23 protein-coding genes are annotated in these 23,661 nt (G+C 60.0%); 9 read left to right on the plus strand and 14 right to left on the minus strand.

Annotated elements, in window-relative coordinates; genetic code table 11:
- Nucleotides 1-170 precede the first annotated feature (170 nt).
- From galE to hydG, 5 genes are all read right to left on the minus strand, one after another.
- Nucleotides 171-1,208: a UDP-glucose 4-epimerase GalE gene (gene galE / locus Q9S52_RS07675; protein WP_304708702.1), complete on the minus strand. Its 1,038-nt coding sequence runs from the start codon at nucleotides 1,206-1,208 to the stop codon at nucleotides 171-173.
- A gap of 6 nt (nucleotides 1,209-1,214) precedes the next feature.
- Entirely contained in the window at nucleotides 1,215-2,498 is a 1,284-nt protein-coding gene (pepT, locus tag Q9S52_RS07680) for a peptidase T (protein WP_304708703.1), read from the minus strand.
- Nucleotides 2,499-2,522: 24 nt separating this feature from the next.
- Nucleotides 2,523-2,795: a DUF721 domain-containing protein gene (locus Q9S52_RS07685; protein WP_297624205.1), complete on the minus strand. Its 273-nt coding sequence runs from the start codon at nucleotides 2,793-2,795 to the stop codon at nucleotides 2,523-2,525.
- A 68-nt stretch (nucleotides 2,796-2,863) separates the two neighbouring features.
- Nucleotides 2,864-3,529, minus strand: a complete 666-nt coding sequence (locus Q9S52_RS07690; RefSeq protein WP_297624208.1) for an HAD family phosphatase — start codon at nucleotides 3,527-3,529, stop codon at nucleotides 2,864-2,866.
- Between the two features lie 17 nt (nucleotides 3,530-3,546).
- Nucleotides 3,547-4,965, minus strand: a complete 1,419-nt coding sequence (hydG, locus tag Q9S52_RS07695; RefSeq protein WP_304708705.1) for a [FeFe] hydrogenase H-cluster radical SAM maturase HydG — start codon at nucleotides 4,963-4,965, stop codon at nucleotides 3,547-3,549.
- A gap of 103 nt (nucleotides 4,966-5,068) precedes the next feature.
- Here hydG and tilS point away from each other — a divergent pair, with 103 nt between their 5' ends.
- From tilS to Q9S52_RS07720, 5 genes are all read left to right on the plus strand, one after another.
- Nucleotides 5,069-6,385: a tRNA lysidine(34) synthetase TilS gene (tilS, locus tag Q9S52_RS07700; RefSeq protein ID WP_304708706.1), complete on the plus strand. Its 1,317-nt coding sequence runs from the start codon at nucleotides 5,069-5,071 to the stop codon at nucleotides 6,383-6,385.
- Nucleotides 6,386-6,488: 103 nt separating this feature from the next.
- Complete coding sequence (locus Q9S52_RS07705; RefSeq protein WP_297624217.1) at nucleotides 6,489-7,088, plus strand: hypothetical protein; 600 nt, start codon at nucleotides 6,489-6,491, stop codon at nucleotides 7,086-7,088.
- On the plus strand, nucleotides 7,072-7,611 hold the full coding sequence (locus Q9S52_RS07710; protein ID WP_294593997.1) for an RNA polymerase sigma factor: 540 nt from the start codon (nucleotides 7,072-7,074) through the stop codon (nucleotides 7,609-7,611). The genes Q9S52_RS07705 and Q9S52_RS07710 overlap by 17 nt, the downstream gene beginning before the upstream one ends.
- A complete protein-coding gene (locus Q9S52_RS07715) occupies nucleotides 7,608-7,958 on the plus strand; it encodes a hypothetical protein (RefSeq protein ID WP_304708707.1) in 351 nt (116 codons plus the stop codon). The genes Q9S52_RS07710 and Q9S52_RS07715 overlap by 4 nt, the downstream gene beginning before the upstream one ends.
- 483 nt (nucleotides 7,959-8,441) lie before the next feature.
- On the plus strand, nucleotides 8,442-8,651 hold the full coding sequence (locus Q9S52_RS07720; RefSeq protein WP_304708708.1) for a hypothetical protein: 210 nt from the start codon (nucleotides 8,442-8,444) through the stop codon (nucleotides 8,649-8,651).
- A gap of 934 nt (nucleotides 8,652-9,585) precedes the next feature.
- Here the strand turns inward: Q9S52_RS07720 and dnaJ are convergent.
- The 3 genes from dnaJ to Q9S52_RS07735 all read right to left on the minus strand — a co-directional run bounded on the left by dnaJ (nucleotide 9,586) and on the right by Q9S52_RS07735 (nucleotide 12,903).
- Complete coding sequence (dnaJ, locus tag Q9S52_RS07725; RefSeq protein WP_294594274.1) at nucleotides 9,586-10,779, minus strand: molecular chaperone DnaJ; 1,194 nt, start codon at nucleotides 10,777-10,779, stop codon at nucleotides 9,586-9,588.
- A gap of 370 nt (nucleotides 10,780-11,149) precedes the next feature.
- Nucleotides 11,150-11,731: a nucleotide exchange factor GrpE gene (locus tag Q9S52_RS07730; RefSeq protein WP_304708709.1), complete on the minus strand. Its 582-nt coding sequence runs from the start codon at nucleotides 11,729-11,731 to the stop codon at nucleotides 11,150-11,152.
- Nucleotides 11,732-11,778: 47 nt separating this feature from the next.
- Entirely contained in the window at nucleotides 11,779-12,903 is a 1,125-nt protein-coding gene (locus Q9S52_RS07735) for a glycosyltransferase (protein ID WP_304708710.1), read from the minus strand.
- A 310-nt stretch (nucleotides 12,904-13,213) separates the two neighbouring features.
- On the opposite strand from Q9S52_RS07735, the gene Q9S52_RS07740 reads away from it, so the two are divergent.
- From Q9S52_RS07740 to Q9S52_RS07750, 3 genes are all read left to right on the plus strand, one after another.
- A complete protein-coding gene (locus Q9S52_RS07740) occupies nucleotides 13,214-14,383 on the plus strand; it encodes a glycosyltransferase family 4 protein (RefSeq protein ID WP_304708711.1) in 1,170 nt (389 codons plus the stop codon).
- Between the two features lie 226 nt (nucleotides 14,384-14,609).
- On the plus strand, nucleotides 14,610-14,993 hold the full coding sequence (locus Q9S52_RS07745) for a hypothetical protein (RefSeq protein ID WP_304708713.1): 384 nt from the start codon (nucleotides 14,610-14,612) through the stop codon (nucleotides 14,991-14,993).
- Nucleotides 14,947-15,396 (plus strand): hypothetical protein, encoded by a 450-nt coding sequence (locus tag Q9S52_RS07750; RefSeq protein ID WP_304708714.1) that lies wholly within the window; start codon nucleotides 14,947-14,949, stop codon nucleotides 15,394-15,396. The genes Q9S52_RS07745 and Q9S52_RS07750 overlap by 47 nt, the downstream gene beginning before the upstream one ends.
- Nucleotides 15,397-15,400: 4 nt before the next feature.
- Here Q9S52_RS07750 and Q9S52_RS07755 read toward each other — a convergent pair whose 3' ends face one another.
- The 3 genes from Q9S52_RS07755 to Q9S52_RS07765 form a co-directional block, all read right to left on the minus strand.
- The gene (locus tag Q9S52_RS07755) at nucleotides 15,401-15,835 is read right to left on the minus strand and encodes a hypothetical protein (RefSeq protein ID WP_304708715.1); all 435 of its coding nucleotides are present in this window, start codon (nucleotides 15,833-15,835) and stop codon (nucleotides 15,401-15,403) included.
- A 318-nt stretch (nucleotides 15,836-16,153) separates the two neighbouring features.
- A complete protein-coding gene (locus Q9S52_RS07760) occupies nucleotides 16,154-16,951 on the minus strand; it encodes a 1,4-dihydroxy-6-naphthoate synthase (RefSeq protein ID WP_370648999.1) in 798 nt (265 codons plus the stop codon).
- Nucleotides 16,952-17,004: 53 nt separating this feature from the next.
- Nucleotides 17,005-18,015, minus strand: coding sequence for a 2-hydroxyacid dehydrogenase (locus tag Q9S52_RS07765; RefSeq protein WP_297830507.1), 1,011 nt, complete (start codon nucleotides 18,013-18,015; stop codon nucleotides 17,005-17,007).
- A gap of 128 nt (nucleotides 18,016-18,143) precedes the next feature.
- Here Q9S52_RS07765 and Q9S52_RS07770 point away from each other — a divergent pair, with 128 nt between their 5' ends.
- Nucleotides 18,144-18,293 carry a hypothetical protein gene (locus tag Q9S52_RS07770; protein WP_297627858.1) on the plus strand — a complete coding sequence of 50 codons (150 nt, stop codon included), beginning with the start codon at nucleotides 18,144-18,146 and terminating at the stop codon, nucleotides 18,291-18,293.
- A gap of 890 nt (nucleotides 18,294-19,183) precedes the next feature.
- Here the strand turns inward: Q9S52_RS07770 and pdxA are convergent.
- The 3 genes from pdxA to carB form a co-directional block, all read right to left on the minus strand.
- Nucleotides 19,184-20,392 (minus strand): 4-hydroxythreonine-4-phosphate dehydrogenase PdxA, encoded by a 1,209-nt coding sequence (pdxA, locus tag Q9S52_RS07775; RefSeq protein ID WP_294593772.1) that lies wholly within the window; start codon nucleotides 20,390-20,392, stop codon nucleotides 19,184-19,186.
- Between the two features lie 77 nt (nucleotides 20,393-20,469).
- On the minus strand, nucleotides 20,470-20,619 hold the full coding sequence (locus tag Q9S52_RS07780) for a hypothetical protein (protein ID WP_297830504.1): 150 nt from the start codon (nucleotides 20,617-20,619) through the stop codon (nucleotides 20,470-20,472).
- 472 nt (nucleotides 20,620-21,091) lie between these two features.
- A partial coding sequence (gene carB, locus Q9S52_RS07785) for a carbamoyl-phosphate synthase (glutamine-hydrolyzing) large subunit (RefSeq protein ID WP_304708716.1) occupies nucleotides 21,092-23,661 on the minus strand: 2,570 nt, incomplete at its 5' end.

Consider the following 23,661-nt stretch of genomic DNA (forward strand, 5'->3'; position numbering starts at 1 on the left):
CTTACGCCGGGCGGGCGGTGCCTCCCGGCACTCGGAATGGGCAGCCTCTACCCCAAGGCCGCCTCGGCCCAACCTACAGCCACACATAGAGACAAAAAATCCTTTGCAAGCCCGAAAGCCTGCAAAGGATCAAACAAACTGACCGGGTAAAACCCGATCACACTGAAAAACTACAATCCGCGCACGTGTTTCTCCCACGCCCAAGCCGCACGCAGCGTATCGCCCAAATCACGCTCCGCACGCCAGCCCAACTCGTCGTTCGCCTTGTCCGTAGCGGCCCATATCTTCTCCACGTCGCCCGGCCGACGCGCTGCAATCCGGTGCGGCACCGGCACGCCGTTCACCTCTTCGAACAACCGCACCAGCTCCAACACCGACACCGGCGTTCCCGTCCCGATGTTGAAAATCTCGAACCGTTCGGCCGATCTCCCCCCGACCATCCGATCCACCGCCACCACATGCGCACGCGCCAAATCCACCACGTCGATGTAGTCCCGCAGACACGAACCGTCCGGCGTATCGTAGTCGTCGCCGAAGACCGAAAGCTCTTTCCGAATCCCCGCCGCCGTCTGCGTAATAAACGGCACCAGATTGTTCGGCACCCCCTTCGGCAGTTCGCCGATCAGAGCCGACGGGTGCGCCCCGATGGGGTTGAAATAGCGCAGGGCGATCGCCTTGAAAAACGGCACCGCCGCCACCGTATCCTGAATGATGTCCTCGCTCATCTGTTTGGTGAGCCCGTAAGGCGAATTGGCCCGCTGGCGCGGCGTCTGTTCCGTCGCCGGAAGCACCTCGGGCTGGCCATAGACTGTCGCCGAGGAGGAAAAAACGAGGTTCGGCACCTCGAACTCCTGCATCAGGGCCATCACCGTGAGCAGCGAATCGAGGTTGTTCCGGAAATACTTGAGCGGCTCGGCCACCGACTCGCCCACGGCTTTATAAGCCGCGAAGTGGATCACCGAATCGAACGCATACCGACCGAAAACCTGTTCGCGCATCGCCTCGCGGTCGCAGCAGTCGACCTGGACGAACGGCACGGGATGCCCCACGATCGCCTCCACGCCCTTGACGGCAGAGAGGTCGGAGTTCGAGAGGTTGTCGGCAATGACGACATCGTAACCCGCGCGAATCAGTTCGACCGCCGTGTGGGTCCCGATATACCCGGCGCCCCCGGCGACGAGTACGGTTTTAGCTTTGTTGGATGACATATATCGTTAGTTTTTGTTGATACTCGATGCCGCAGCCGGTCGCGCCGCGCCCCACAACTCCGCCAGCCGGACGATCACACGCGTGGCCGCTACCATGGTATCCACGGAACAGTACTCATACCGCCCGTGGAAGTTCCCGCCTCCCGTAAAAAGATTCGGACACGGCAACCCCATATAAGAAAGCCTCGCCCCGTCCGTCCCGCCGCGAATGGGCCGCACACAAGGCGTCACACCCACCTCTTCCATCGCCCGACGAGCCAGCGCAACGGCTTCCGGACAAGCTTCCACGGGCTCGCGCATATTATAATATTGATCGGTCAGGGTCAGCCCCACGGTATCGACCCCATACCGCCGGTTCACAGCCTCCGCAGCAGCAGCCAAGGTCGCTTTGCGCGCCTCGAACCGCTCCCGGGAGTGATCGCGGATAATGTACTCCATCGAGGCGGAATCCACGTCGCCCCGAATCGCGACGGGATGGAAAAATCCCTCATACCCTTCGGTATACTCCGGCCGCTCCCACGCCGGCAGCATGGCATTCAGCTCGCAAGCCACCTGTATCGCATTGATCATCTTCCCTTTGGCCATCCCCGGATGGATATTCCGACCGCGAATGGCGATCCGGGCCGAAGCGGCATTGAAATTCTCGTACTCCAGTTCACCCTCCGCCCCGCCGTCCATCGTATAGGCCACCGCTGCGCCGAACCGCGCGACGTCGAAATGATCGACGCCGCGCCCGATCTCTTCGTCAGGCGTGAAAGCGATGCGAATACGTCCATGCCGCACCTCCGGATGGGTCACGAGATACTCCGCGGCCGTCACAATTTCGGCCACCCCCGCTTTATCGTCGGCCCCGAGCAGGGTCGTGCCGTCGGTGGTCACCAAGGTGTGTCCGCGCAGCAGCGCAAGTTCCGGGAAATCTTCCGGCGAGAGCACAAGACCGCCGTCGCCCAACGGAACGGCACTGCCATCATAATCGCGCACGACTTGCGGCCGCACTCCTTCGCCCGACATATCGGGCGAGGTATCGACATGGGCGATGAAACCCACCGTCGGCGAAAGAGAGTTCTCTTCCGGCAAAGTCGAGGGCACGGTGGCGGTCACATAGCCGTATTCGTCGATCTCGACGTCGTCCAGTCCGATGAGGGTCAGCTCTTCGACCAGGTGGTTGAGCAGCAGGAGCTGCCGGGCGGTCGAAGGATAGGTCTCGCTCTCCGGATCGCTCTGCGTGTCGAAGGCCGCGTAGCGCAGCAGCCGTTCGAGCAGCCGCTCTTTGAGTTCGGGTATATTCATAACAATCGAATCTCTATGCTCCGATCACCGCACGACGATGTGCCGCACGATCCGCGCCCGCAACAACCCGTTGATGCGCTCGGCGATCGCCCGACGACGCATGAAAATCTCGGCCCGAACCGCAGCGGACGAGAAACGGACATAAAGCACTCCGCCGCGGATATAGACATCTTCGGTCGACCGGACGACATATTCGCCCGCCGCCTCGGCCCACAGCTCGACCGCCCGGCCCTCCATCGTGGCCGGCCCCAGAGCGCGCGTCGAGAGGAAATCCTCCAACAGCTCGCCTACACGCATCGGTTCGGTTCGTCGCATACGGACAATAATAAGAAAATTTTACGAAAAAGCCAGCACGCGAAGGGTCATTACGCCCACAAGCGTTGCAGGTCGGTCACCGTGAGTCCCGGAAAACCGTCGATCAACAGGTCGTAGTCGCCGCGCGCTTCGATCAGCTCGCGCGGAAAGGTCGAGGCAATGGCCACCGCCTTGGCCCCGGCCCGGCGCGCCGCCTCCAGCCCCACGAAAGCATCCTCGAAAACGACGCAGTCGTGCGGATCGACGCCTAATTTCCGCGCGGCCAGCAGATAGACCTCCGGATCGGGCTTGCTCCGGGCGATCTCCGATCCCGACGCCACGGCGTCGAAATAGGAAGCGATACCGCACCGCTCGAGCACGAAATCGACATTGATCCGCGGCGCAGAGCTCCCCACGGCAATCCGCATCCCCGCCGCGCGCAAAGCCTCCAGCAGATCGACCAGCCCCTCGGCCGGGCGCATGATCGGGTCGTAGAGCTCGCGATAAATCTCCTCTTTCTCGCGCGAGAAGCGTTCAACCTCGTCGGCGGGGAGGTCGTCGCGACCGAACAAACGGGCCATAATCACGGCGTTGGTCGATCCGAAACAGGGCAACAGCGTCCGGGCATCGAAATCGGTCACGCCGTGGCGCGCGGCAAAGTGTTCGAAAGCGCGCAAATGCGCGTCGCGGTTGTCAACGATCACGCCGTCCATGTCGAAAAGAGCTGCCTGAAGCATATCGGTTCTCTGATGAGTTAAAAATAAATATCCCGTTCTCCGGCCCGAATCCGGGCCAACCGTTCACGAGTCCGGGCCGCCGATTCGTCCGGCAGCTGTTCCAAGGCCGACTCGATCCGGTTCCACCCGGCCGAGGCCACCTCCGGCGAGGCGTAATCGGTCAGGTATTCCGCCAGGGTGAGAATGGCGTTCGGCCCGCAGAACCGCTTGATGAAGCCCGGCACGGAGAACTCCATGAAGTGTTCGCCCGTCCGTCCGCGGCGGTAGCAGGCCGTGCAGAACGACGGCAAATAGCCCTCCCCGACCAGCCGCCCGACGATCTCGTCCAACGAGCGGTCGTCGTGAATGGCGAACTGACGCGACCCCTGCTCCGCTTCGGGTTCGCCGGAGTAACTTCCGATCTCGAGCCGGGTTCCGCCGTCGATCTGCGACACGCCGTACCGAATTGCCGCGTCGCGCACCGACGCCGGTTCGCGGGCGGTCAGAATCAGTCCGGTATACGGCACGGCGAGCCTCAACACGGCGATGGCATAGACAAAATCGTCGTCTCCCACGGGCGAAGCGGCCGGCAGCGAGGCCGAGGCCTCTTTAATCCGCGGGAACGAGATCGTGTGCGGCCCGACGCCGAAACAGGCCTCCAGGTGGTTTGTGTGCCGCACGAGTCCCATCACCTCGAACCGCCAGTCGTGGAGCCCGAGCAGCGCGCCCAGCCCCACGTCGTCGATTCCGGCCTCCATCGCCCGGTCGAGGGCGGTCAGCCGCCAGTCGTAGTCGGCTTTCCGGCCGCCGAGGTGGTAGCGGGCATAGGCCGCACGGTGGTAGGTCTCCTGAAAAATCTGATAGGTTCCGATCCCGGCCTCGTGCACCGTGCGGAACCCCTCGACGGTGAGCGGCGCAGCGTTGATATTGACCCGGCGAATCTCTCCCGCCGGCTCCGACCGAACGCCGCAAGCGATCCGCACCGTCTCGGCGATATACGCCGGGCTGTAGGCCGGATGCTCGCCGTAGACCAGAATGAGCCGCTTGTGCCCCGTCCGCTCCAAGGCCGTCACCTCGCGGACGATCTCCTCGTCCGTCAAGGTCTTGCGCACGGTGTCGGCGCTGTCGGCCCGAAAGCTGCAATAGGCGCAGCGGTTGGTACACCGGTTTCCGATATAGAGCGGTGCGAAGAGGACGATCCGGTCGCCGTAGACCTCGCGTTTGAGCCGTTCGGCGGCCTCCAGCACGAGCGGCCGCTCTCCGGGCCCGGCGCCCAGCAGCACGGCGACGTCGTCCAGCGGGAGCCGTTCGCGGCTCATGGCGCGACGAACGGCGGCCCGAACCTCTTCCGCCGAGGGCGAAACGTGGCGGGCCAGGAACGATTCGATCTCTTGTTCGTCGATAAAGGGCTCTCCCGGCCGGTCGGGAAGGCGATAGGTCTGCGGATGGAAAATCATGGCGAAAGGCGGCGGTTTTCGCCGCACATCGCAAAATTACACTATTTTTACACTCCGGGCGCGCAGAAAGGCCCGGAATGTCGAACCGAAAAACTCTTTCCCCATGCTCGAACGATTCCGACAATACATCGACCGGCGGCAACTGATCGCTCCCGGCGACCGCGTACTGGCGGGCGTCAGCGGCGGCATCGACTCGATGACGCTGCTCGACCTGCTGCGCCAGAGCTGTCCGGGCCGCATCGCGGCGGCACACGTCCACTTCGGGCTGCGCGGGGCCGAAGCCGACGGCGACCGGCAGCTGGTAGAGGCCTATTGCGAAGAGCATGCCATTCCGTTCCACACGGTACGGTTCGACACCGAAGCCGAAGCGAAAGCGCGCGGCGAATCGATCCAGATGGCGGCCCGGCGGCTGCGCTACGACTGGTTCGAGACGCTCTGCGAGCACCACGGCTACGACCGCATCGCCATCGCGCACCACGCCGACGACTCGGCCGAAACGTTCTTTATCAACCTGTTGCGCGGAACGGGGCTGCGCGGGCTGACGGGCATTGCGGATCGGCGGGGACGCATCATCCGGCCGCTGCTCTTCGCCCGGCGCGACGAGGTGACGGCTTACGCGGCGGCACGCGGAGTGCCGTATCGCGAGGATTCGACCAATGCGACGCTCAAATACCTCCGCAACCGGCTGCGCCACGACATCCTGCCGCGGTTGGACAGCGCGTCGAACAACCGGTTCGCCCGGACGATGGAGGAGAACCTCGTCCGGTTGCAGGCTACGCAACAGTTCATCGACCTCCAGATCGCCCGGCTGCGCGACCGGGCTTTCGCGGGGCCGGAGGAGATCGACCTCGACGCGTTGGACGAGACTTGTTTCGGATTCGAGCTCTATGAGCTGCTGCGTCCTTTCGGCTTCGCGCCGGAGGCGGCGGAGGAGATCGCCGCGCTGTGGCAGCGAGCTGAGGAGGGAATCGAAACGACGCTCTCGGGAAAGCGGTTCGAGGCGGAAAAATGGACGGCGCGGCTCGACCGGCGGAGGATTCTGCTGGCTCCGCGCGTGATCGAGCCGTTCCGAGAAGAGTGGATCGAGGCGGACGACCCGCGGGTGGAGTGGCTCTCGCTGGAGGAGCTGCCGGAGAGTCTGGCGACGCCGCCCGAGACGGCTTACCTGACAGCGGATGCGCTGAAATTTCCGCTCCGCCTACGCGGCTGGCAGGAGGGAGACTGGTTCATCCCGCTCGGGATGGCGGGACAGAAAAAGGTAAGCGACTTCCTGATCGACGCCAAAGTGCCAGTGGCGGAGAAGGCGCGGCAGGGGGTGCTGCTCTCGGGCGAGACGATCGTCTGGTTAGCGGGCCGCCGAATCGACGACCGTTACAAGGTACGACAGGACGGGCACCGTTTCGTGCGGATCACGCTGTAAGCCCCCGCGGAGGTAGTTTCATCAAAAAAATCGCCTATCGACATCCGAAATGACGGTCGGTTGCGTCTATGGTATAGAAATCCACAAAATCAATCGATACAAGATGAAACACGCGTTACTCGCTCTGCTGCTCGGCGCAGGACTGATTTTCGGAAACGTAGCCGCTCCGGCGGCGGCCCAACCGGTCGATTCGACGGAGTTGGCCGCACTTATCGAAACTCCGACGGAAATCCGGACGGATAGTCTGTTACAGGCGCTGGACGCTCGGATGACCGCATTGGAAGGGGCGATCGAAGGAGTAAACAGGAACTCGGACACGCCGTTCGACTTCAATGGAGACCATTTGATGGTCGTACTGATCGTCCTCATCTCGACCGGCTCGGGGGTGGCGATGGTTTTCTTCATCATGCGATTCTGGTATATCGCGCTGAAGAAAAAATACGAGGCTCAACGATACGCCATCGAACACGGACACTCGCCGAGCGAGTTCGAAACTATGGGGCGACCGCTGACGAGCTTTATCCGACGGCTGTTGATCGTGGCGATCGTCGGGTTCGTCATTCTGGTCTGGATCGGGCTCCTCAACCTGAGCTACATGCGATTCTTCACCTCGCTGCTGCTGTGGGGGCTGATCCTCGGGGTGGGATACGCGATCGTCTATTTGTTCCGCCAGTACGTACAGCGTCGTGACGAAAACCGATAACAGACACGACGCGTTGGGCGAATGGTGGCTGGTGAGGCGGGTGAAACGGTCGGGCGACCGCGCGGCATTCGGAGAGCTGGTGGAACGCTACCACTCTCCGTTGCGGCGTTATCTGACTCACCTGACGGGTGGCGACGGGTTCCGGGCGGACGATCTGGCGCAGGAGGCTTTCATCAAGGCTTTCACCTCGATCCGCCAGTTTTCGGGCGTGGGGTCGTTCCGGGCGTGGCTGTTCCGCATCGCTTACCGCACGTTTCTCGACAGCCGACGGTCGCTGCACCCCACGCTGGAGATCGAGCGGATGGAGGCGGCGGGGGAAAGCGGTACGGAAATCGCTATCTTGCAGAGCGCGCTGGCCTGCCTGGACGAGGCGGAACGAAACGTGATCCTGCTCTCGGCGGTCGAGCAGTTGTCGCACAGCCAGATCGCCCACGTGACGGAGATGCCGCTGGGAACGGTCAAGAGCATGGTGGCGCGGGCGAAGGCCAAACTGCGGGAATATCTGAAAAACGAAGAGTTATGAGACGCAACAGGATAGAAAACGATCCGCTGGAACGGTTGTTCGCGGCGGCGCGCAACGAAGGGGTGCGGGACGAGGGGTTCACGCGGCGGGTGGTCGACCGGCTCGGGCCGTTGCCTCCGTCGAAGAACCTCTACCGGGTACCGACTTTTGCGACGGCGTTTGCGTCGGTGTTGCTGCTGGTGGGGGCGATGCTGTGGGAGCCGGGCGATTTTAAGGGTTTGACGGGGTGGTGGAAGGGTTTCAGGCAGGAGACGGGTATCAGGCTTTTTCCGACGGAATGGGGACTCTCTTCGAATGCGACGGCGGGCAAGGGGGTGTCTTTGTCGGGTGGGATAAAGTTTCGATAACGGACCGCCCCGGGCTACCGCGGCCATAACACGGGGGCGTTGAATTACACCGGTCTTGGCGGATACGCTTTGACGTCCTCGGTCAGCGGTACCAATGGCATGCTCTTGAATTTCTACGTGACGTGGCTCAGTCCCAGCAGCGCGGACTACCGCGCCCACGGTTTTCAGTTGCGTTGCCTCTCGGAATAAACGGGAGAGGAGAACACCCGCCCCGGGCTTCCGCGGCAGCACCTCGGGCGCGCTGAGTAGCGTTGTCGGCAGCTGCGGGCACAGCTGGGCTTCTACAATCAGCGGTACCAATGGCACGTACTTGAATTTTAACGTGACGAACCTTAGTCCCAGCGGCGCGGACTACCGTGCCTATGGTTTTCCGTTGCGTTGCCTCTCGGAATAAACAGGAAAGAGTGCGCGCAGAGGCGATTAGGGTAGAGGCGGCCTGTTTTGGGATAAAGGCGGTTTAGGGCAGAGGCGGCCAGTATTCGAGTGCCGAGCGGCACCGCCCCGGGCTACCGCCTCGACGAAGACGGCATACTGCGTGCCGTGGGCGACAACGGATTCTGCTGGTCACCCATGTCTTACTATTCGGGAGGCCGCTACCGGAGCCGGTATTTAGTTTTCCATACGCAAGGGATCAATCCAATCAATATGGGTGCCCGCGCCTACGGTTTTCAGTTACGTTGCCTCTCGGAATAAACGGGGAAATGCGCGCGGTGGGCAATGGGCTGGAGCTGCCCCATGTAGCCGAACTTTGTGCGGACGGACGCCCGGGAGGAACAGCAACTCTCGGCGCGCAAGCGGCGTGTTGCGGGCCTCCCGGTGGGAGGCGTCCGGCCCGCGCGGTTCTGCGAGCCGCAGAAGCTCAGCACCCATTCACCGCTCCAATTCTATTGGGTTCGGCCTGTCGTCCATCCCTGAGCGGCTCTGCGAGCCGCAAAAGCAACAATCCATCCACCTCCTCAATTCTTTCGGGTTCATTCTTGACCACAACAGCAGTTCGCCGCCAGCGGTGAATGCAACGAGCCCCGACGAGTTGCAGTCCGCCGCAGGGGGTGGCGGCGAACTGCGCGACTCTTCAAATCGCAAAAGCACAGCCCCAATCCAAGCCCCATACTTAGCCCAGCGCGGCCCAAAGCTCGCCCCATTTCTCCGCCCTGTGTGTGCCTCACTGCGGCTCCGCTTTCGCTCCGTCGCGTTTTCGCGCGCCTGCGCGGTTCATTCTATTTCGGCGGTAAGCCGAAATAGTTGAATCGCTTCTTTAGGCGGGGCGCGCGTCTGTCCTACGGGAGGGTACTGGCCTCGGGCCGGCCAGGCCCCACGTCCCGTGGACGGGCGAAACTGCGTTTCGCTGCGGCAGCCTCTACCCCATTCTTTGTCCGCGCGCTGGCGGAAATCTTATTCAAACGCATCACGCGCGTTTGAATGATTTCCTACTTCAACGATCGCGCGCGGATGAGCATTGACCCGTCTGAAACTGCTCTCGGGCCGGGCAGGCCCCACGTCCCGTGGACGGCAAAACTCCGTTTTGCTGCGGCAGTCTCGGCTCAATGGTTCTACTAAAGATAGCCCCTAAAAACCACAGCCTTTCGGTTCTGGAACCGAAAGGCTGCATCCTGAAAAAATCCGTTCTTTACGACAGGAAATAGTTCCGCATCCGGTCGAAGATATTCCGCCCTTTAGCTCCGCTATTGACCGCATTCGGTTTGAAATTCTCCGATGTACGGAGCTTTTCCAACGCCTCCTTCTCCGCCGGTGACACATGAGCCGGAATATGGATATCCACCACCGCCAGCAAATCGCCTGTTCCACGTCCGTTGATGTCCGGAATCCCCTTGCCCCGCAACCGCAACACCCGACCGGCCACCGTGCCCGGTTCGATCTTGATCCGTGCCTTGCCATCCACCGTCGGAACCTCCACCGAAGCTCCCAAAACAGCGTCCGCCACGTTCAGTTGCAAGTTGTAAATCAAATCGTTCCCCTCGCGTTTCAACTCCGGATGCGGCTCCTCTTCGATCACCACCAGCAAGTCGCCATTGATCCCGCCGTTCCGAGCCGCATTCCCCTTGCCCGAAACCGACAGCTGCATCCCCTCGCCCACCCCAGCAGGGATGTTGATCTCAACAATCTCTTCACCCTTCACCGTCCCCGTGCCATGACACTTCGGACACGGCGCCGTAATGGTCTTGCCCGTCCCGTCACAGGTCGGACAGGTCGCCGTCGTCTGGGTCTGACCGAAGAAGGTATTGACCACCTGCGTCACATGCCCCGAGCCGCCGCATGTCGCACACGTGGCATACGAATTACTGTCCTTCGCTCCCGTCCCGCCGCACTGGTCGCAAGCGATATTTTTCTTGATTTTCAGCTTCTTGGTGGTTCCTTTAACGATCTCGGCCAAGGTCAGTTTGACTTTGATCCGCAGGTCGCTCCCCCGATTCACCCGCGCACCGCCATAGCCGCCTGCCGCCCCCGAACTAAAGCCGCCAAAACGCCCGCCACCGAAAATATCGCCGAAACGAGAGAAAATATCCTCCATCGTAAAGCCGCCGTATTCGCCGCCGAACCCTCCGAATCCACCGGCTCCGCCGCCGGCAGCTCCGCCCATCCCGGCATGACCGAACTGGTCGTAACGGGCTTTCTTATCCGGATTGCTCAACACGTCGTATGCTTCGGCGGCCTCCTTGAACTTCTCTTCGGCGTTCTTGTCGCCGGGGTTCTTGTCGGGGTGAAACTGAATCGCTGCCTTCCGATAGGCTTTCTTTATCTCTTCGGCCGATGCGTCGCGACTCACGCCGAGCACTTCATAATAATCTCTCTTATCTGCCATTTATCGTGATTTATAATTGTTCTTTTTGTATTTGCCCGGGAGGGTACTGTTCTTTTTGTGAACAAAAAGAACCAAAAAAACTTCAGACGGATGCTGACGCATCCTCAAACTGCCGGCGGCCCAAGTCTCGGACTGTTGGTTGTGCTGTGGTTTTCCGGCGCAGCGCGCTTGGGTTATTTTGCCCATGATTTAGCGCGCTCGCCGAGAAAACCCAGCACAACAGACTCGCGAAACATGAGGACTGCGGAGCCTAAGGCGTAGCGTAGCTTCACGAAAGTTCTTTGGGTACCTTTCTTTCAAGAAAGGTACGGTTCCAGCCGGGTAAACACGGTAAACGAACGGTTAGAAATATGGAAATGGAAGAGGCGAGTTACTCCCCGACCACCACCTTAGCGAAGCGAAGCACCTTATCCTTCAGCATGTAGCCCGTCTGCACCACATCGATCACCGTCCCCTTCTTGTCCACCTCCTCGACCGGCACCTTCGCCACCGCATCGTGGAAATCCACATCCAGCGGTTTTCCCAACGCTTCGATCGGCGTCACCCCCTTGGACTTGAGGATATCCATAAATTTCTGATAGATCAGCCGCACCCCCTCGCACTCCGCCGCCACCTGCTCCTTCCCGTCGAGCGCCGCAATGGCCCGTTCGAAATCATCGACCACCGGAATAATCGCCTTGATGACATCCTCGCCCCCGTTCGCAATCAGGTCCATCTTCTCCTTGAGCGTCCGTTTGCGGAAATTATCGAACTCCGCCGCCAGCCGGATGTACTTATCCTGCCACTCCGCCGCCGCGTCTGCCATTTTGTCGTTTTCGGCCGCCGGTTCGACATCCTGCGCCTCCTGCTCCGGTGTCAGCGTGTCAGTATCGGGCGTAGGTTCCGACGCCGCACCGTCCGACACGTTATTTTCAAGCTCTTGATTTTCAGTATTTTCTTTTTGATTTTCCATAACACATGTCAATTATCCCGCCGTAGAGTCGTCAAATAGCGTACCAATCAAGCCTCGTGACGGCCGAAAATCGACCGCAGAACCTCCATCTGCCGCTCCGGATTGAATTTCGCTTCGATAGTGGCTTCACAAGCCTCGCGCGTAGCCGCCCGCTCGGCCTCCGTCGCCGCGAGCCACGGACGGATCGCCTCGGCCAGCGAATCGACACTCCCCTCCTCGAACAACGTCCCCGTCACGCCCGGCCGAATCGCCTCGAACTCAGGCATCTGCCGCTCAGCCGTACCGTGCGTCACCACCGGCGTGCCGAACGTCAGGGCGTGGATCGCCGTCAGCCCCGCATTGCCCGGACTGACGCAAGCCGCGCTGTGGTAGAGAAACGTCCCGATCAGATGTTCGTCGTAACTCTCGCCATAGAACCAGACCCGATCGGCCAATCCGTCCGCCTCGGCCCGCGCAGCCAGCCTGTCGCGTTGCGGCCCGTCGCCGATCAGCACGAGGTTGCAAGGCATTCCCTGCCGTTCGAGCCTCGTCATAGCGTCGAGCAGCAAATCCAGCCGTTTGACCTCGGTCAGCCGCCCGACGAAGACCAGCAGAGGGAGGTCGTTCCCGAAATAGTTCCGGATAAATCCCCGGTCGCCGATCCGGCTCCGGAGGACGCATTGCCGTTCGTAGTCCAACGAGTTGTAGATCACGGCCATCCGTTCGGCCGGAAACCCTGCTTCGAGCAACAACCGACGGGCGCGTTCACCGTACAGCAGCAGATGTCCCGCCAGACGCAGATAGGTCAGATTCTTCCACCGTTTCAATCCCTTTTCGTCTCCGTACAACCCGTGCGTCCAGAGGTAGACCGGCCTCCCCAACAACCTGGCGACCAAAGCGATGACCCAGTTGGAGCGAATCCCCGGATTGCCGGTCAGGATATAGGCGTCGTACCGTTTCGAGAAGGCTTTCCGAATCGCTCCGCGCTGCCAGACGAGTTTTCCGCCCCGGCGGTAAATGTTATGCAGGTATCCCCGAAAACCTTTCAGTTCCCGCAAATCCAGCAGAGCGATCCCGCCGGTGGACTCTTCGCCGGCCATAAAATCGTACTCCGCGGCCGGATCCTCGTCCATCCGTCGGTAGATGCCCGCCCGGTACCGGGGGGCGATATTGAACAGACAACAGATTTTCATTCTATCTTTGCTACAAAGATACGCCGCTTTTTCGGTCGGAGGGCCACTTTTTTTCCTGAAAGCGGTCGGAAATCCCCGCCCCGGGCTTCCGCGGCAGCGATGGCGCGGTGAACCATGCCGGCAACTATGGGTTCAGCTGGTCCTCTTCCTCGATTGTCGCAACGGACTACCTCAGAGGATTCGGTTTGAGTGCGGGTTCGAAGGGGCTTGCCCCAAACAGCCAGGAGACCTGCGGCCTCGGTATTCAGTTGCGTTGCCTCTCGGAATAAACGGGAAGCACGCACGAACAGACGCAACACGACGCACGGAGATGAAAATTTTATTGATCCATAACCGGTACAGCCGCGTCGGCGGCGAAGAGACCGTCGTGGAATTCCAGCGGCAAGTGCTGGAACGCAGCGGTCACACGGTACTCCTGTACGAACGGTCGCACGACGAGATTCGGCAGTGGCGGTTCGGACGCTTCGCCTCGCTCTTTTCGGCGCTCTACAACCGGCGCGCGGTGCGCGACGTGCGACGGATCGTCCAACGCGAACGGCCCGACGCGGCTATCGTGCACAACCTGTTTCCCGTGATTTCGGCCGCCGTCCTGCCCGTCCTGAAACGAGGGGGCGTCCGGGTGCTGATGACTCTGCACAACTACCGGCTGGTCTGTCCCATCGGACTTTTCTACACCGGCGGCGAGATTTGCGAGCGATGCGGAACCTGTCGCGGACGCGAGTGGAACTGCCTGTTCCACAAATGCGAAGGATCGTGGAGCGGGAGTTTCGGATACGCCCTGCGCGGGTGGTGGAGTCGCAGGAGGGGCTACTTTTCGGCAAACGTCGACCGGTTTCTGGCCCTGTCGGAGTTCCAACGCACCTTATTGAGCCGTTACACCGGCATTCCTTCGGATCGGTTCGCCGTGGTGCCGAACGGCGTCGATCCGGCCCTGATGCCCGAGCCGTCGGCCGAGGCCCGAAAGGCAGGCAGGCGCTATGTCGCCTACGCCGGTCGGCTCAGCCGGGAAAAAGGGCTCGACCTCCTGATCGAAGCGGCGCGGCGGCTGCCCGACGTCGAGTTCCGGGTGGCAGGCGAAGCGGCCGAGGGGTATACGCTGCCGGAAATTCCGAAGAATGTGCACCTGCTGGACAAGTTGAATCGCAGGGAGCTGGCCGACCTCTACACCGGCGCGAAGGCCCTGGTTTTGACGAGCTTGTGCTACGAGGGATTCGGGCTGGTGGTCATCGAAGCGATGTACTACGGGACGCCGGTGGTGGTTCCCGAGCGGGGCGGCTTGCCGGAGATCGTCGAGCGGGGCGACTGCGGGGCGGTCTATACGCCGGGGTCGGCGGAGGCGCTGGCCGAACGGTTAGAGGAGTTGCTCAGCGATCCGGAACGAGCGGACGAATTAGGCAGCAGGGGCAGGCAACGGGTAGCGGAGCACTACCATTCGGCTGTTTATACGCAGTTCTTGCTTGAACAGCTCGAACGGCCGTAATGGCGACATATCCTCTCCCCGGAGAGCTTCGGCGCGGAATTCCGACACAGGAATCCGCGCCGATTTTTTATTCTCTCCAAAAAATTTTATCCGCCCCAAAAAACGAGAGAAGGGATTACCCGCTATTTGTCCACCGAAACGAAATACCACACATTTGTCCCGTCGAACCGAGCCGCCGCCCCCTTCTCCTCGGCCCGGTCGGCAAACACCTCAAAAATGAACGGAAATGAGCGGAGAGATAACCACCCTAATCGTATCGACACTCGTTGCGGCCATCTCGGGGCCGCTGGGCGCCTGGATCAACAGTCGAATCCTGCGCCAGAAATACCTGATCGAGATCGAACAGCTACGCGCGGAGATGAAAGACAAACTGGCGGCCGTCAAAAGCCACGAGTTGGACAATGTGCGCAAAGCGAGCGACATCCTGATGGAAAATATTGTTAAACCGCTTGAAAAAGAGCTTAAATCACTGCGTAAAGATGTGGACAAATTCCGAAAAGCGATCGAGAAGATACCTTCTTGTGCTATGGCTGACAGCTGCCCTGTCTCTCGGGAGCTGCTCGTTGCCGAAACGGTCGACTGGAAGCACGGTTCGAATCGAGAACAGTAAAGTCGCCCACACGGTTCTCGACAGCCTCCTACTGAATGAATCGGCGGCCCGGCTGGAACTTCGGACGACGATCGACAGCGAGACGGAGACGGAACTGATCGTCTACGACAGCCAACAACCGCCGAACGACTCGACAGGGCTTCCGCCGGTGCGGGCCGTATGGCGCCAGTCGCGCAAGGAGGCTCGACAAGAGCGGCAAAACACGGAATCGAGCGACCGAACCGACCTCCGGATATCGGTCGCGGAAACGGAGACGCTCGCCGAACAAGCGGAATCGGTTCACAAAGAGGAACGCAAACCGACGGCGGGCACGGGAACGCTGAAATTCGGCATCGGTCTGGTGCTGTCGGCAGTCGCGGCATGGGGCATCGGCCTGCTGTTCCGCCGACTGAAACGACGGTAGTTTCCTACCGTCTCAGCAGGTGCCAAAGCAGTGCGGCTCCGGCGAGCGTCAGCACGACGGAGGCGGCCATCGCCGGTACCAAAATCGCGAACGTGATGCGAATCCAGCCGCCCAACACGCTAATCCCCAATCCGAAAACGCCGGCCACACCCATCACCGAACAGACAAAAACGAACAACAGATACCGCCGTTTCAGTCGGGTCGTACAATGCGGGTTTCCGCGCGCCACCTGGCGTTTCAAAGCGAGTCGTCCTACTCCCCAAGCCGCGCCTGTCACAACGGCTGTCCCGAGCAGATACCACGCCCACAACGGAAATCCGCCCTCCTCGGGCTGTACGCTGGCGAGCAAAATAGCCAAAAAGGCACAAAACAAGGGCACGCCGACTACGCCTACGGTTTGCCGATAACTCCCGAACGGATTCTCTGCTATCTCATTCATCATTTTTTGTATGCTTTGTCATTGAGTCGAACGGAACTGCCGCTTTTTGGAAAAAGCGGCACCAAAAACTTTTAGTTAGCTACGCTACTCCTCAGGCTCCGCAGTCCTTAATCTCTGCGATTGCTTTTGGGCCGGAGCAACGGCGCGCTTTTATGTAAGCTAAACCTTTAGCGCGCCGTTTGCTCCCGGCCCAAAGAAGAGTCCGAGAACTGGGCCGCCGGCAGCTTTAGGATGCGAAGCATCCTCTAAAGTTTTTTTGGTTCTTTTTGTTCACAAAAAGAACAGTACCCTCAACCCAACGACAAGGAGTTACAAAATTCAATGTAATGCCGAGCCGTCGAGTCCCGTCAGGCGCATCACCGCCGCCAGCCCCGTAGCGCCCAACGACAGCGAATAATCGTTCACGAAATAAGAGATATGCTTTTGCCTCACCTCCGCCTCCAGCTCCTGCGCGTGGGTTCGGACAAACTCCGCCGACGCCTCCGGATGCGCCTGCGCGTATTCGATGCTCCGCCGAATCACCCGCGCGACCCGCTCCGCCATTTCAGCTCCGTGGCGACGGTGCAGCACAATCCCTCCCAACGGAATCGGCAGCCCCGTGCGTCGCTCCCACAACTCGCCCAAGTCGGCCACCAGCTGCAACCCCTGCGCCGCATAGGTAAAACGCCCCTCGTGAATCAGGACTCCGGCCTCCAACTCCCCCGCCGCCACCGCCGGAGCGATTTCGGAAAAGAGCATGGCCCGTTTATGGATCGCCTCCGGAAAAAGCAACGACAACAGCCGATTGGCCGTCGTGCGCTCGCCCGGAATCCCGACCCGCGCCTCGCGCCACTCCTCCGTCCCGATCGCCCGGCGACTCACCAGCAGCGGCCCGTTCCCATGCCCCAGCGCACTCCCGCTGTCGAGCAACCGAAACGCACCCGCCACCTCCGGCAACGCCGCATAACTGATCTTGATCACATCCTCTTCGCCGTCCCGCTCGATCGCCGCACGGTTCAAGGCCTCGATATCATCGAACCGCACGTCGAACACGAGCCCCTCGGTATCCACCAATCCGTGGATCAAGGCGTGAAAAATAAACGTGTCGTTCGGACACGGCGAAATATGCAACCGCATGGTCAAAGCCAATTTTCGAATAACGAGACCGGAATATCCTCCGGCCCAATGAATTACCGTCCGTCTCCCGTCACCTCATTCGCCAACCGCGCTCCCGCCTCGAAATCCCGGATATTGGAGAGTGTCGTATGCGCGATATTGGCCAAAGCCTCCTCGGTAAAGAACCCCTGATGCGAGGTCACGATCACGTTGTTGAACGACAGGAGCCGGGCCAGCACATCGTCGTCGATGATCTTGTCCGACTTGTCCTCATAGAAATAATCCCCCTCCTCTTCGTACACATCCAGCCCGGCCGCCCCGATCCGTTTCTGTTTGAGCCCCTCGATCAGCGCCTGGGTGTCGATCAACCCGCCGCGACCCGTATTGATGAGCATCACACCGGGTTTCATCCGTCCGATGGCCCGATCGTCAATCAGATATCGGGTCTGTTCGGTCAGCGGACAGTGCAACGAAATGATATCCGACCGTCGATACAGCTCATCGAGCGACACATACCGCATCCCCGCCTCACTGGCAAACGCTTCGTCGGGAAACGGGTCGTATCCGACGACCTCCATCCCGAACCCGCGCAGAATATGAATCAATATCCGCGCGATCTTGCCCGTTCCGATAATCCCGGCGGTTTTTCCGTACATATCGAATCCCATCAATCCGTGGAGGGCAAAATTTCCGTCCCTCGTCCGCCAATAGGCCCGATGGATTTTCCGATTGAGCGAGAGCATCAGGGCGACAGCGTGTTCGGCCACAGCATGCGGCGAATAGGCCGGCACGCGCACCACCCGAATTCCTTCGCGCCGGGCGGCTTCGAGATCGACGTTGTTGAATCCGGCACACCGCAAGGCAATCAACGGCACTCCCTGCTCTTTCAAGGCTCGAATCGTCGCGGCGTCGGCGGTGTCGTTCACGAAGATGCACACGGCACCGGCGCCCTTGGCCAACACTGCGCTCTCGGCGGTCAGATGCCCTTTATAATAGCTGATGTCGAATCCATAGTCCTCGTTGACGCGGTCGAAGGACTCACGGTCGTAAGGCTGTGCTCCGTAAAATGCGATCCTTGTTGCCATAACGTTCTATCTATAAATTCGTTCGCTCCGGTGTTCCTTCGGATTTTCGCCGATCGAGGCGAACATAAAATACTTCTGAGCAAAAAGGATGCCCCGCCCCGGGCTTCCGCAGTTTCGGAGAGGGGACATTGACCGGAATCAGCAACGACGGTTTTAGCTGGTCGTCCGCCACCAATGACATCAACGGTTTGGAATTGAAATTCTATTCCCGCATGCTCAACATCAGCTATTCGGATCATCGTGCCCACGGTTTTCAGTTGCGTTGCCTCTCGGAATAAACGCGCCCACAGGGCGTTTTAATGGCCGCCTCGGCCTAAAAACTGGCAACCTCTACCCGAGAGCTACCCCAAGCAACGGGCCGCCCTATCCCCATTTGCACTCTGCGGTTCGAAGAACCGCCCGGGCCGGAGCCACCCCAGGCGTAGGCCTGCAACGTCGCGAGGCTCATTTCCGGCCACGCTGGCTCCGACCCGTGTCATTCACTCTTGTAGGAAGTGGGTCGGACGCCCGGGAGATATCGCAATTTTCGACGCGGAGCGGCGTGTTGCGGGCCTCCCGAGGGCGTCCGGCCCGCGCGACCCAAAGGGTCGCAAGAGCAACACCTCGTTCACCGCCCAAAGCTGTCGGGTTCGGCCTGTCGCCCACCCCCCCGAGCGGCTTCGCCGCTGGGCGACGAGGCCGGCGGTTCAAAGAACCGCAAAAGCACTGCCTATTTGTTTTTGGCCGCAGCCAGCGGAGAACTGCGCGACTCTGCGAGTCGCAGGAGCCCGGCCCAGTTCTCCGCCCCGTGTCCGCCTCACTGCGGCTCCGCTGTCGCTCCGCCGATGCCGTTCGGCACTCGAATGATGGGCGTGTCTGCTCCTAAACGTCGCCCGCTGGGATTTCATCTCGATTTTGCTGTTGCAAAACGAGTGAAATCCCTCTTTAGGCGGGCGGGCGACGGATTTTTTGCGCATTATTTCTCTTTTCGCGCGCCTGCGCGATTCATCTATTATATTCGGCTTACCGCCGAAATAGTTGAATCGCTTCTTTTGGCAGCGGCGCGCGGCTGCCAAAAGGGAGGGTACTGTGCTCGGGCCGCGCGGGCCCCAGGTCCCGTGGACGGGAAATGCTTGCGCATTTCCACTGGCCGCCTCGGCCCAAACCGATGCCCGCCAAGCTCCGTACATCACACCTCCGCCGCAAGGGCCGCATTCGTATCCGCTGTCGCAGCTACCGCCGACGTCTCTTCCAACATATCCGCCACATCCGCTTCCCGTTCGCTCCTCCGCGACGAACCGCCGCCGTGTCCCCCGCTACGTTCCGAACCGCGTCCACGTTCACGATCATTACGATCGTTTTTCGAAAAATGCTGCAACGGATCGGCCGCCGCCTCGTCGAACACCTGCCGATTCCGGAAAATGTCGATTGCCTGGTAAATCGCCGCCCGCATCGGCGCAGCATCGGCCACCATCTTCCCGGCAATATCGAATCCCACACCATGCGCCGGCGACGTCCGCACCACCGACAGACCGGCCGTAAAGTTCACCCCGTCGGCAAAAGTCAATGCCTTGAACGGTGCCAGTCCCTGATCGTGATACATGGCCAGCACGGCATCGAACTTCCGGTAAGCCCCGCTGCCGAAAAACCCATCAGCCGCAAAAGGCCCGAAAGCGAGGATATTTTCGTATTTCGCCGACTGAATCGCCGGAATAATGACCTCCTGTTCCTCCGCTCCGAGCAGCCCGTCGTCTCCGGCATGCGGATTGAGCCCCAACACCGCGATTTTCGGCCCAACGATATTGAAATCGCGTTCCAACGAGCGTTTGAGCGCACGGATATGCCCCAACACCGCCTCCGTCGTCACCGCACCGGGCACCTGCGCCAACGGAATATGCATCGTCACGAGTCCCACTTTCAGCGTATCGCTCACCATGAACATCAACGGTTCGGCATCGCCGAACTCCGCCGCGAGGTATTCGGTATGTCCGATAAATCCGAAATCGTCGCCGGTGGTATTTTTCTTGTTGATCGGACAGGTCACCAGCACATCGATTTTTCCGGCCTTCAGATCCCGCACCGCAGCATTCAGCGACGCAATGGCATACTGCCCGCTAATCACCGTCGGCTGTCCGGGATCGATTTTCACGTTTTCGTCCACACAGACGATCATATTGGCCCGTTTGGCATTGGCCTGCTCAGGATCGGTAATGATGTTGAAGGTGAAATTTTCGGCATCGGGCATCATCGCTTTGTAATACCCGGCCACCTTGGCCGACCCGTACACCACAGGGGTACAGAGGTCGAAAATCCGAGGGTCGAGCAATGCTTTGATGATGATTTCGTAACTGATACCGTTGAAATCGCCGTGGGTGATCCCCACTCGTATTTTATCCATATTCGTATTTTTTACGGTTCGGGTTCCCGTGGTTCGGTGAAAAAAGACCGTTCGCGGGAGTCAGAGAACCACCCCGTTTATTCCGAGAGGCAACGCAACTGAAGACCATAGGCGCGGCTGTCGATGTGAACAGGATCGAGCATGCCGCATTCTAAGGCCAAATACATGCCCTGAATCGAACTGATCGTGGACGACCAGCTGTAACCGTTGTTGCCGACGGCCCACAACTCGCCCGTACTTCGCGGGCGGTAGCCCGGGGCGCGCCCACTGGGCGTTTTACTAGCAGCCTCTACCCCTGTTCTCTGTCCGCGCGCTGGCGGAAATCTTATTCAAAGCGCAAGTCGCTTTGAATGATTTCCTTCTCCAAACAATCGCGCGGACGAGCTTTGTCCGCGCGCCTTGGGCGATTCATTCTGTTTCGGCGATGAGCCGAAACAGTTGAATCGCTTCTTTAGGCGTCGGCGCGCGGCGGTTTGAGGGGACTGCGTTTTGCTGCGAAAGCCTCTACTCAATTCTCTATTCGCGCGCCTGGGGAAATCCAGTCAAAACACGCAAGCGAGTTTTGACGATTTCCCTACTAAGGTGTGGCGCGCGAGAGTTCTTTCACGCATCTTTGGCTACAGGAGGGTACTGGCCTCGGGCCGGCCGGGCCCCGCGTGCCCGCGGTGGGCAAAGGGCAGCCTCCCCCTGTCCCTCCGCCTACTTATATTCGTTCCAAGCCTTGATCTTCAGATCGCCGCGACCCCGACGACAGAAGGCGACGATAAAGTCGTTCGCCAACCGAGCATTGGTTATCAGCGGGATATTGAAGTCGATGGCCGACCGACGAATCGTATAGTCGTTATTCAATTCGTCCTTGGTGAAGTTCTTCGGAATGTTGACCACGCAGTCGATCCGGTGCTCCTTGATAAAGTCGAGCACGTTCGGCACTCCGGTAACCGACGCATCCTGATCCGGCCAACCGACCACCGTCGCCTGTACCCCATTCTCCGACAGGAAGTTCGCCGTCCCTTTCGTGGCGTAAATCGTGTATCCGCGCTCCTGCAACGCCTTGGCCGCATCGAGCGTCAGGGTCTTCGACTTCGCGTCGCCCGTCGACAACAGCACGCTGCTCTTCGGGATCGAATACCCCACCGAAAGCATCGACTTCAAGATCGCCTCATAGTAATCCTCGCCGATACAACCTACTTCGCCCGTCGACGCCATCTCGACGCCCAACACCGGATCCGCCTTCTGCAACCGGCTGAAGCTGAACTGCGGTGCCTTGATCCCCACATAATCCAACTCGAACGCCGACTTGTGCGGCACCTTCGGATCGAGCCCCAGCATCACCCGCGTGGCGATGTCGATGAAATTCACCTTCAACACCTTGGAAACGAACGGGAAGCTCCGCGAAGCCCGCAAATTACACTCGATCACCTTGATGTCGTTGTTCTTCGCCAAGAGCTGCATGTTGAACGGCCCGCTGATTTCGAGCGCCTTGGCAATCTGGCGCGCGATCTTCTTGATGCGCCGCACCGTCTCGATATAGAGTTTCTGGGCCGGGAAAACGATCGTAGCGTCCCCCGAGTGCACCCCGGCGAACTCGACGTGTTCCGAAATGGCATAGATCAACACCTCGCCGTCCTTCGCCACCGCGTCGATTTCGATCTCCTTGGCATTATTCACGAACTCGGTCACCACCACCGGATACTGTTTCGACACATTGGTCGCCAGCGTCAGGTAGTGTTCCAGCTCCTCCTTATTGGAGACGACGTTCATCGCCGCCCCCGACAAGACATACGAGGGCCGAATCAAAAGCGGAAAGCCCACCTCGTCCGCAAACCCGTAAATCTCGTCCATACTCGTCAGCTCCTTCCACCGCGGCTGGTCGATCCCCAGCTGGTCGCACATCTCGCTGAACTTGTGCCGGTCTTCCGCCCGGTCGATATTCGTAGCCGCTGTCCCCAGAATCGGCACGTTCTCCTGATACAGCCGCATCGCGAGGTTGTTCGGAATCTGCCCCCCCACCGACACGATCACCCCTCGCGGCACCTCGAGATCCGTGATATCCAGCACCCGCTCCAAGGTCAGCTCGTCGAAGTACAAGCGGTCGCACATGTCGTAGTCGGTCGAAACCGTCTCCGGGTTGTAATTAATCATCACCGACCGCAACCCGTTCTCCCGAATGGTGTTGATGGCGCTCACCGAACACCAGTCGAACTCCACGGAAGAGCCGATCCGATAGGCCCCCGACCCCAAGACGATGACCGATTTATCATCGTGCGCAAAATCGATGTCGTGCGCCGTCCCGTTGTACGTCAGGTAGAGGTAGTTGGTCTGGGCCGGATACTCCGCCGCCAGGGTATCGATCTGTTTAACCACCGGGACAATCCCCTTCGCCTTCCGATAGGCCCGTACCTTGAGCAGCCCCTCCTCCATCTTCAGGTCGTCGTTCTGGAGCACTGTCCGTGCGATCTGAAAGTCCGAGAACCCTTTGCACTTGGCCTCCCTCAACAAGGCGTCCGGCATCGCCTCCAGGGTCCGGAAATTCCCCATCTCGTGTTCCAGTGCGATAATCCCCTCCAGCTTCCGCAAGAACCAGTTGTCGATCTTGGTCAGTTCGTGAATCCGTTCGACACTATACCCGTGCTTAAACGCCTGAGCGATAATGAATATCCGTTTATCGGTCGGTTTCTGGAGCTCCCGGTCGATATCCTCGACGGCCATCTCCTTATTGGCCACGAAACCGTGCATACCCTGCCCAATCATCCGCAGCCCCTTCTGTATCGCCTCTTCGAAGTTCCGCCCGATAGCCATCACCTCGCCCACCGACTTCATCGAAGAGCCCAACTCACGACTAACCCCCTTGAACTTGCTCAAGTCCCAACGCGGAATCTTACATACGATGTAGTCCAGCGCCGGCTCGAAGCAAGCCGTGGTAGATTTCGTAACCGAGTTCTTCAGTTCATGCAATCCATACCCCAACCCCAGCTTCGCCGCCACAAAGGCGAGCGGATAGCCCGTCGCTTTCGACGCCAGCGCAGAAGACCTCGAGAGCCGTGCATTGACCTCGATCACGCGGTAGTCCTCGGAGTTCGGATCCAAGGCGTATTGCACGTTGCATTCCCCCACAATCCCCACGTGGCGGATAATCCGAATCGCAATCTGCCGCAGCTTATGGTACTCCGCATTGGTCAACGTCTGGCTCGGCGCCACGACGATCGACTCGCCCGTGTGAATCCCCAGCGGGTCGAAGTTCTCCATATTACAAACCGTAATACAGTTGT

Origin of the sequence: uncultured Rikenella sp., from assembly GCF_948810725.1 — a bacterium.
Lineage (GTDB): Bacteria > Bacteroidota > Bacteroidia > Bacteroidales > Rikenellaceae > Rikenella.

Coding starts and splice junctions, on each gene's coding strand:
- Q9S52_RS07745 (WP_304708713.1), top strand. CDS start 14,610: ATGAGCGGAGAGATAACCACCCTAATCGTATCGACACTCGTTGCGGCC.
- tilS (WP_304708706.1), top strand. CDS start 5,069: ATGCTCGAACGATTCCGACAATACATCGACCGGCGGCAACTGATCGCT.
- Q9S52_RS07715 (WP_304708707.1), top strand. CDS start 7,608: ATGAGACGCAACAGGATAGAAAACGATCCGCTGGAACGGTTGTTCGCG.
- dnaJ (WP_294594274.1), bottom strand. CDS start 10,779: ATGGCAGATAAGAGAGATTATTATGAAGTGCTCGGCGTGAGTCGCGAC.
- Q9S52_RS07685 (WP_297624205.1), bottom strand. CDS start 2,795: ATGCGTGTAGGCGAGCTGTTGGAGGATTTCCTCTCGACGCGCGCTCTG.
- galE (WP_304708702.1), bottom strand. CDS start 1,208: ATGTCATCCAACAAAGCTAAAACCGTACTCGTCGCCGGGGGCGCCGGG.
- pdxA (WP_294593772.1), bottom strand. CDS start 20,392: ATGGATAAAATACGAGTGGGGATCACCCACGGCGATTTCAACGGTATC.
- Q9S52_RS07735 (WP_304708710.1), bottom strand. CDS start 12,903: ATGAAAATCTGTTGTCTGTTCAATATCGCCCCCCGGTACCGGGCGGGC.
- pepT (WP_304708703.1), bottom strand. CDS start 2,498: ATGAATATACCCGAACTCAAAGAGCGGCTGCTCGAACGGCTGCTGCGC.
- Q9S52_RS07765 (WP_297830507.1), bottom strand. CDS start 18,015: ATGGCAACAAGGATCGCATTTTACGGAGCACAGCCTTACGACCGTGAG.
- Q9S52_RS07705 (WP_297624217.1), top strand. CDS start 6,489: ATGAAACACGCGTTACTCGCTCTGCTGCTCGGCGCAGGACTGATTTTC.
- Q9S52_RS07730 (WP_304708709.1), bottom strand. CDS start 11,731: ATGGAAAATCAAAAAGAAAATACTGAAAATCAAGAGCTTGAAAATAAC.
- Q9S52_RS07755 (WP_304708715.1), bottom strand. CDS start 15,835: ATGAATGAGATAGCAGAGAATCCGTTCGGGAGTTATCGGCAAACCGTA.
- Q9S52_RS07740 (WP_304708711.1), top strand. CDS start 13,214: ATGAAAATTTTATTGATCCATAACCGGTACAGCCGCGTCGGCGGCGAA.
- hydG (WP_304708705.1), bottom strand. CDS start 4,965: ATGATTTTCCATCCGCAGACCTATCGCCTTCCCGACCGGCCGGGAGAG.
- Q9S52_RS07760 (WP_370648999.1), bottom strand. CDS start 16,951: ATGCGGTTGCATATTTCGCCGTGTCCGAACGACACGTTTATTTTTCAC.
- Q9S52_RS07690 (WP_297624208.1), bottom strand. CDS start 3,529: ATGCTTCAGGCAGCTCTTTTCGACATGGACGGCGTGATCGTTGACAAC.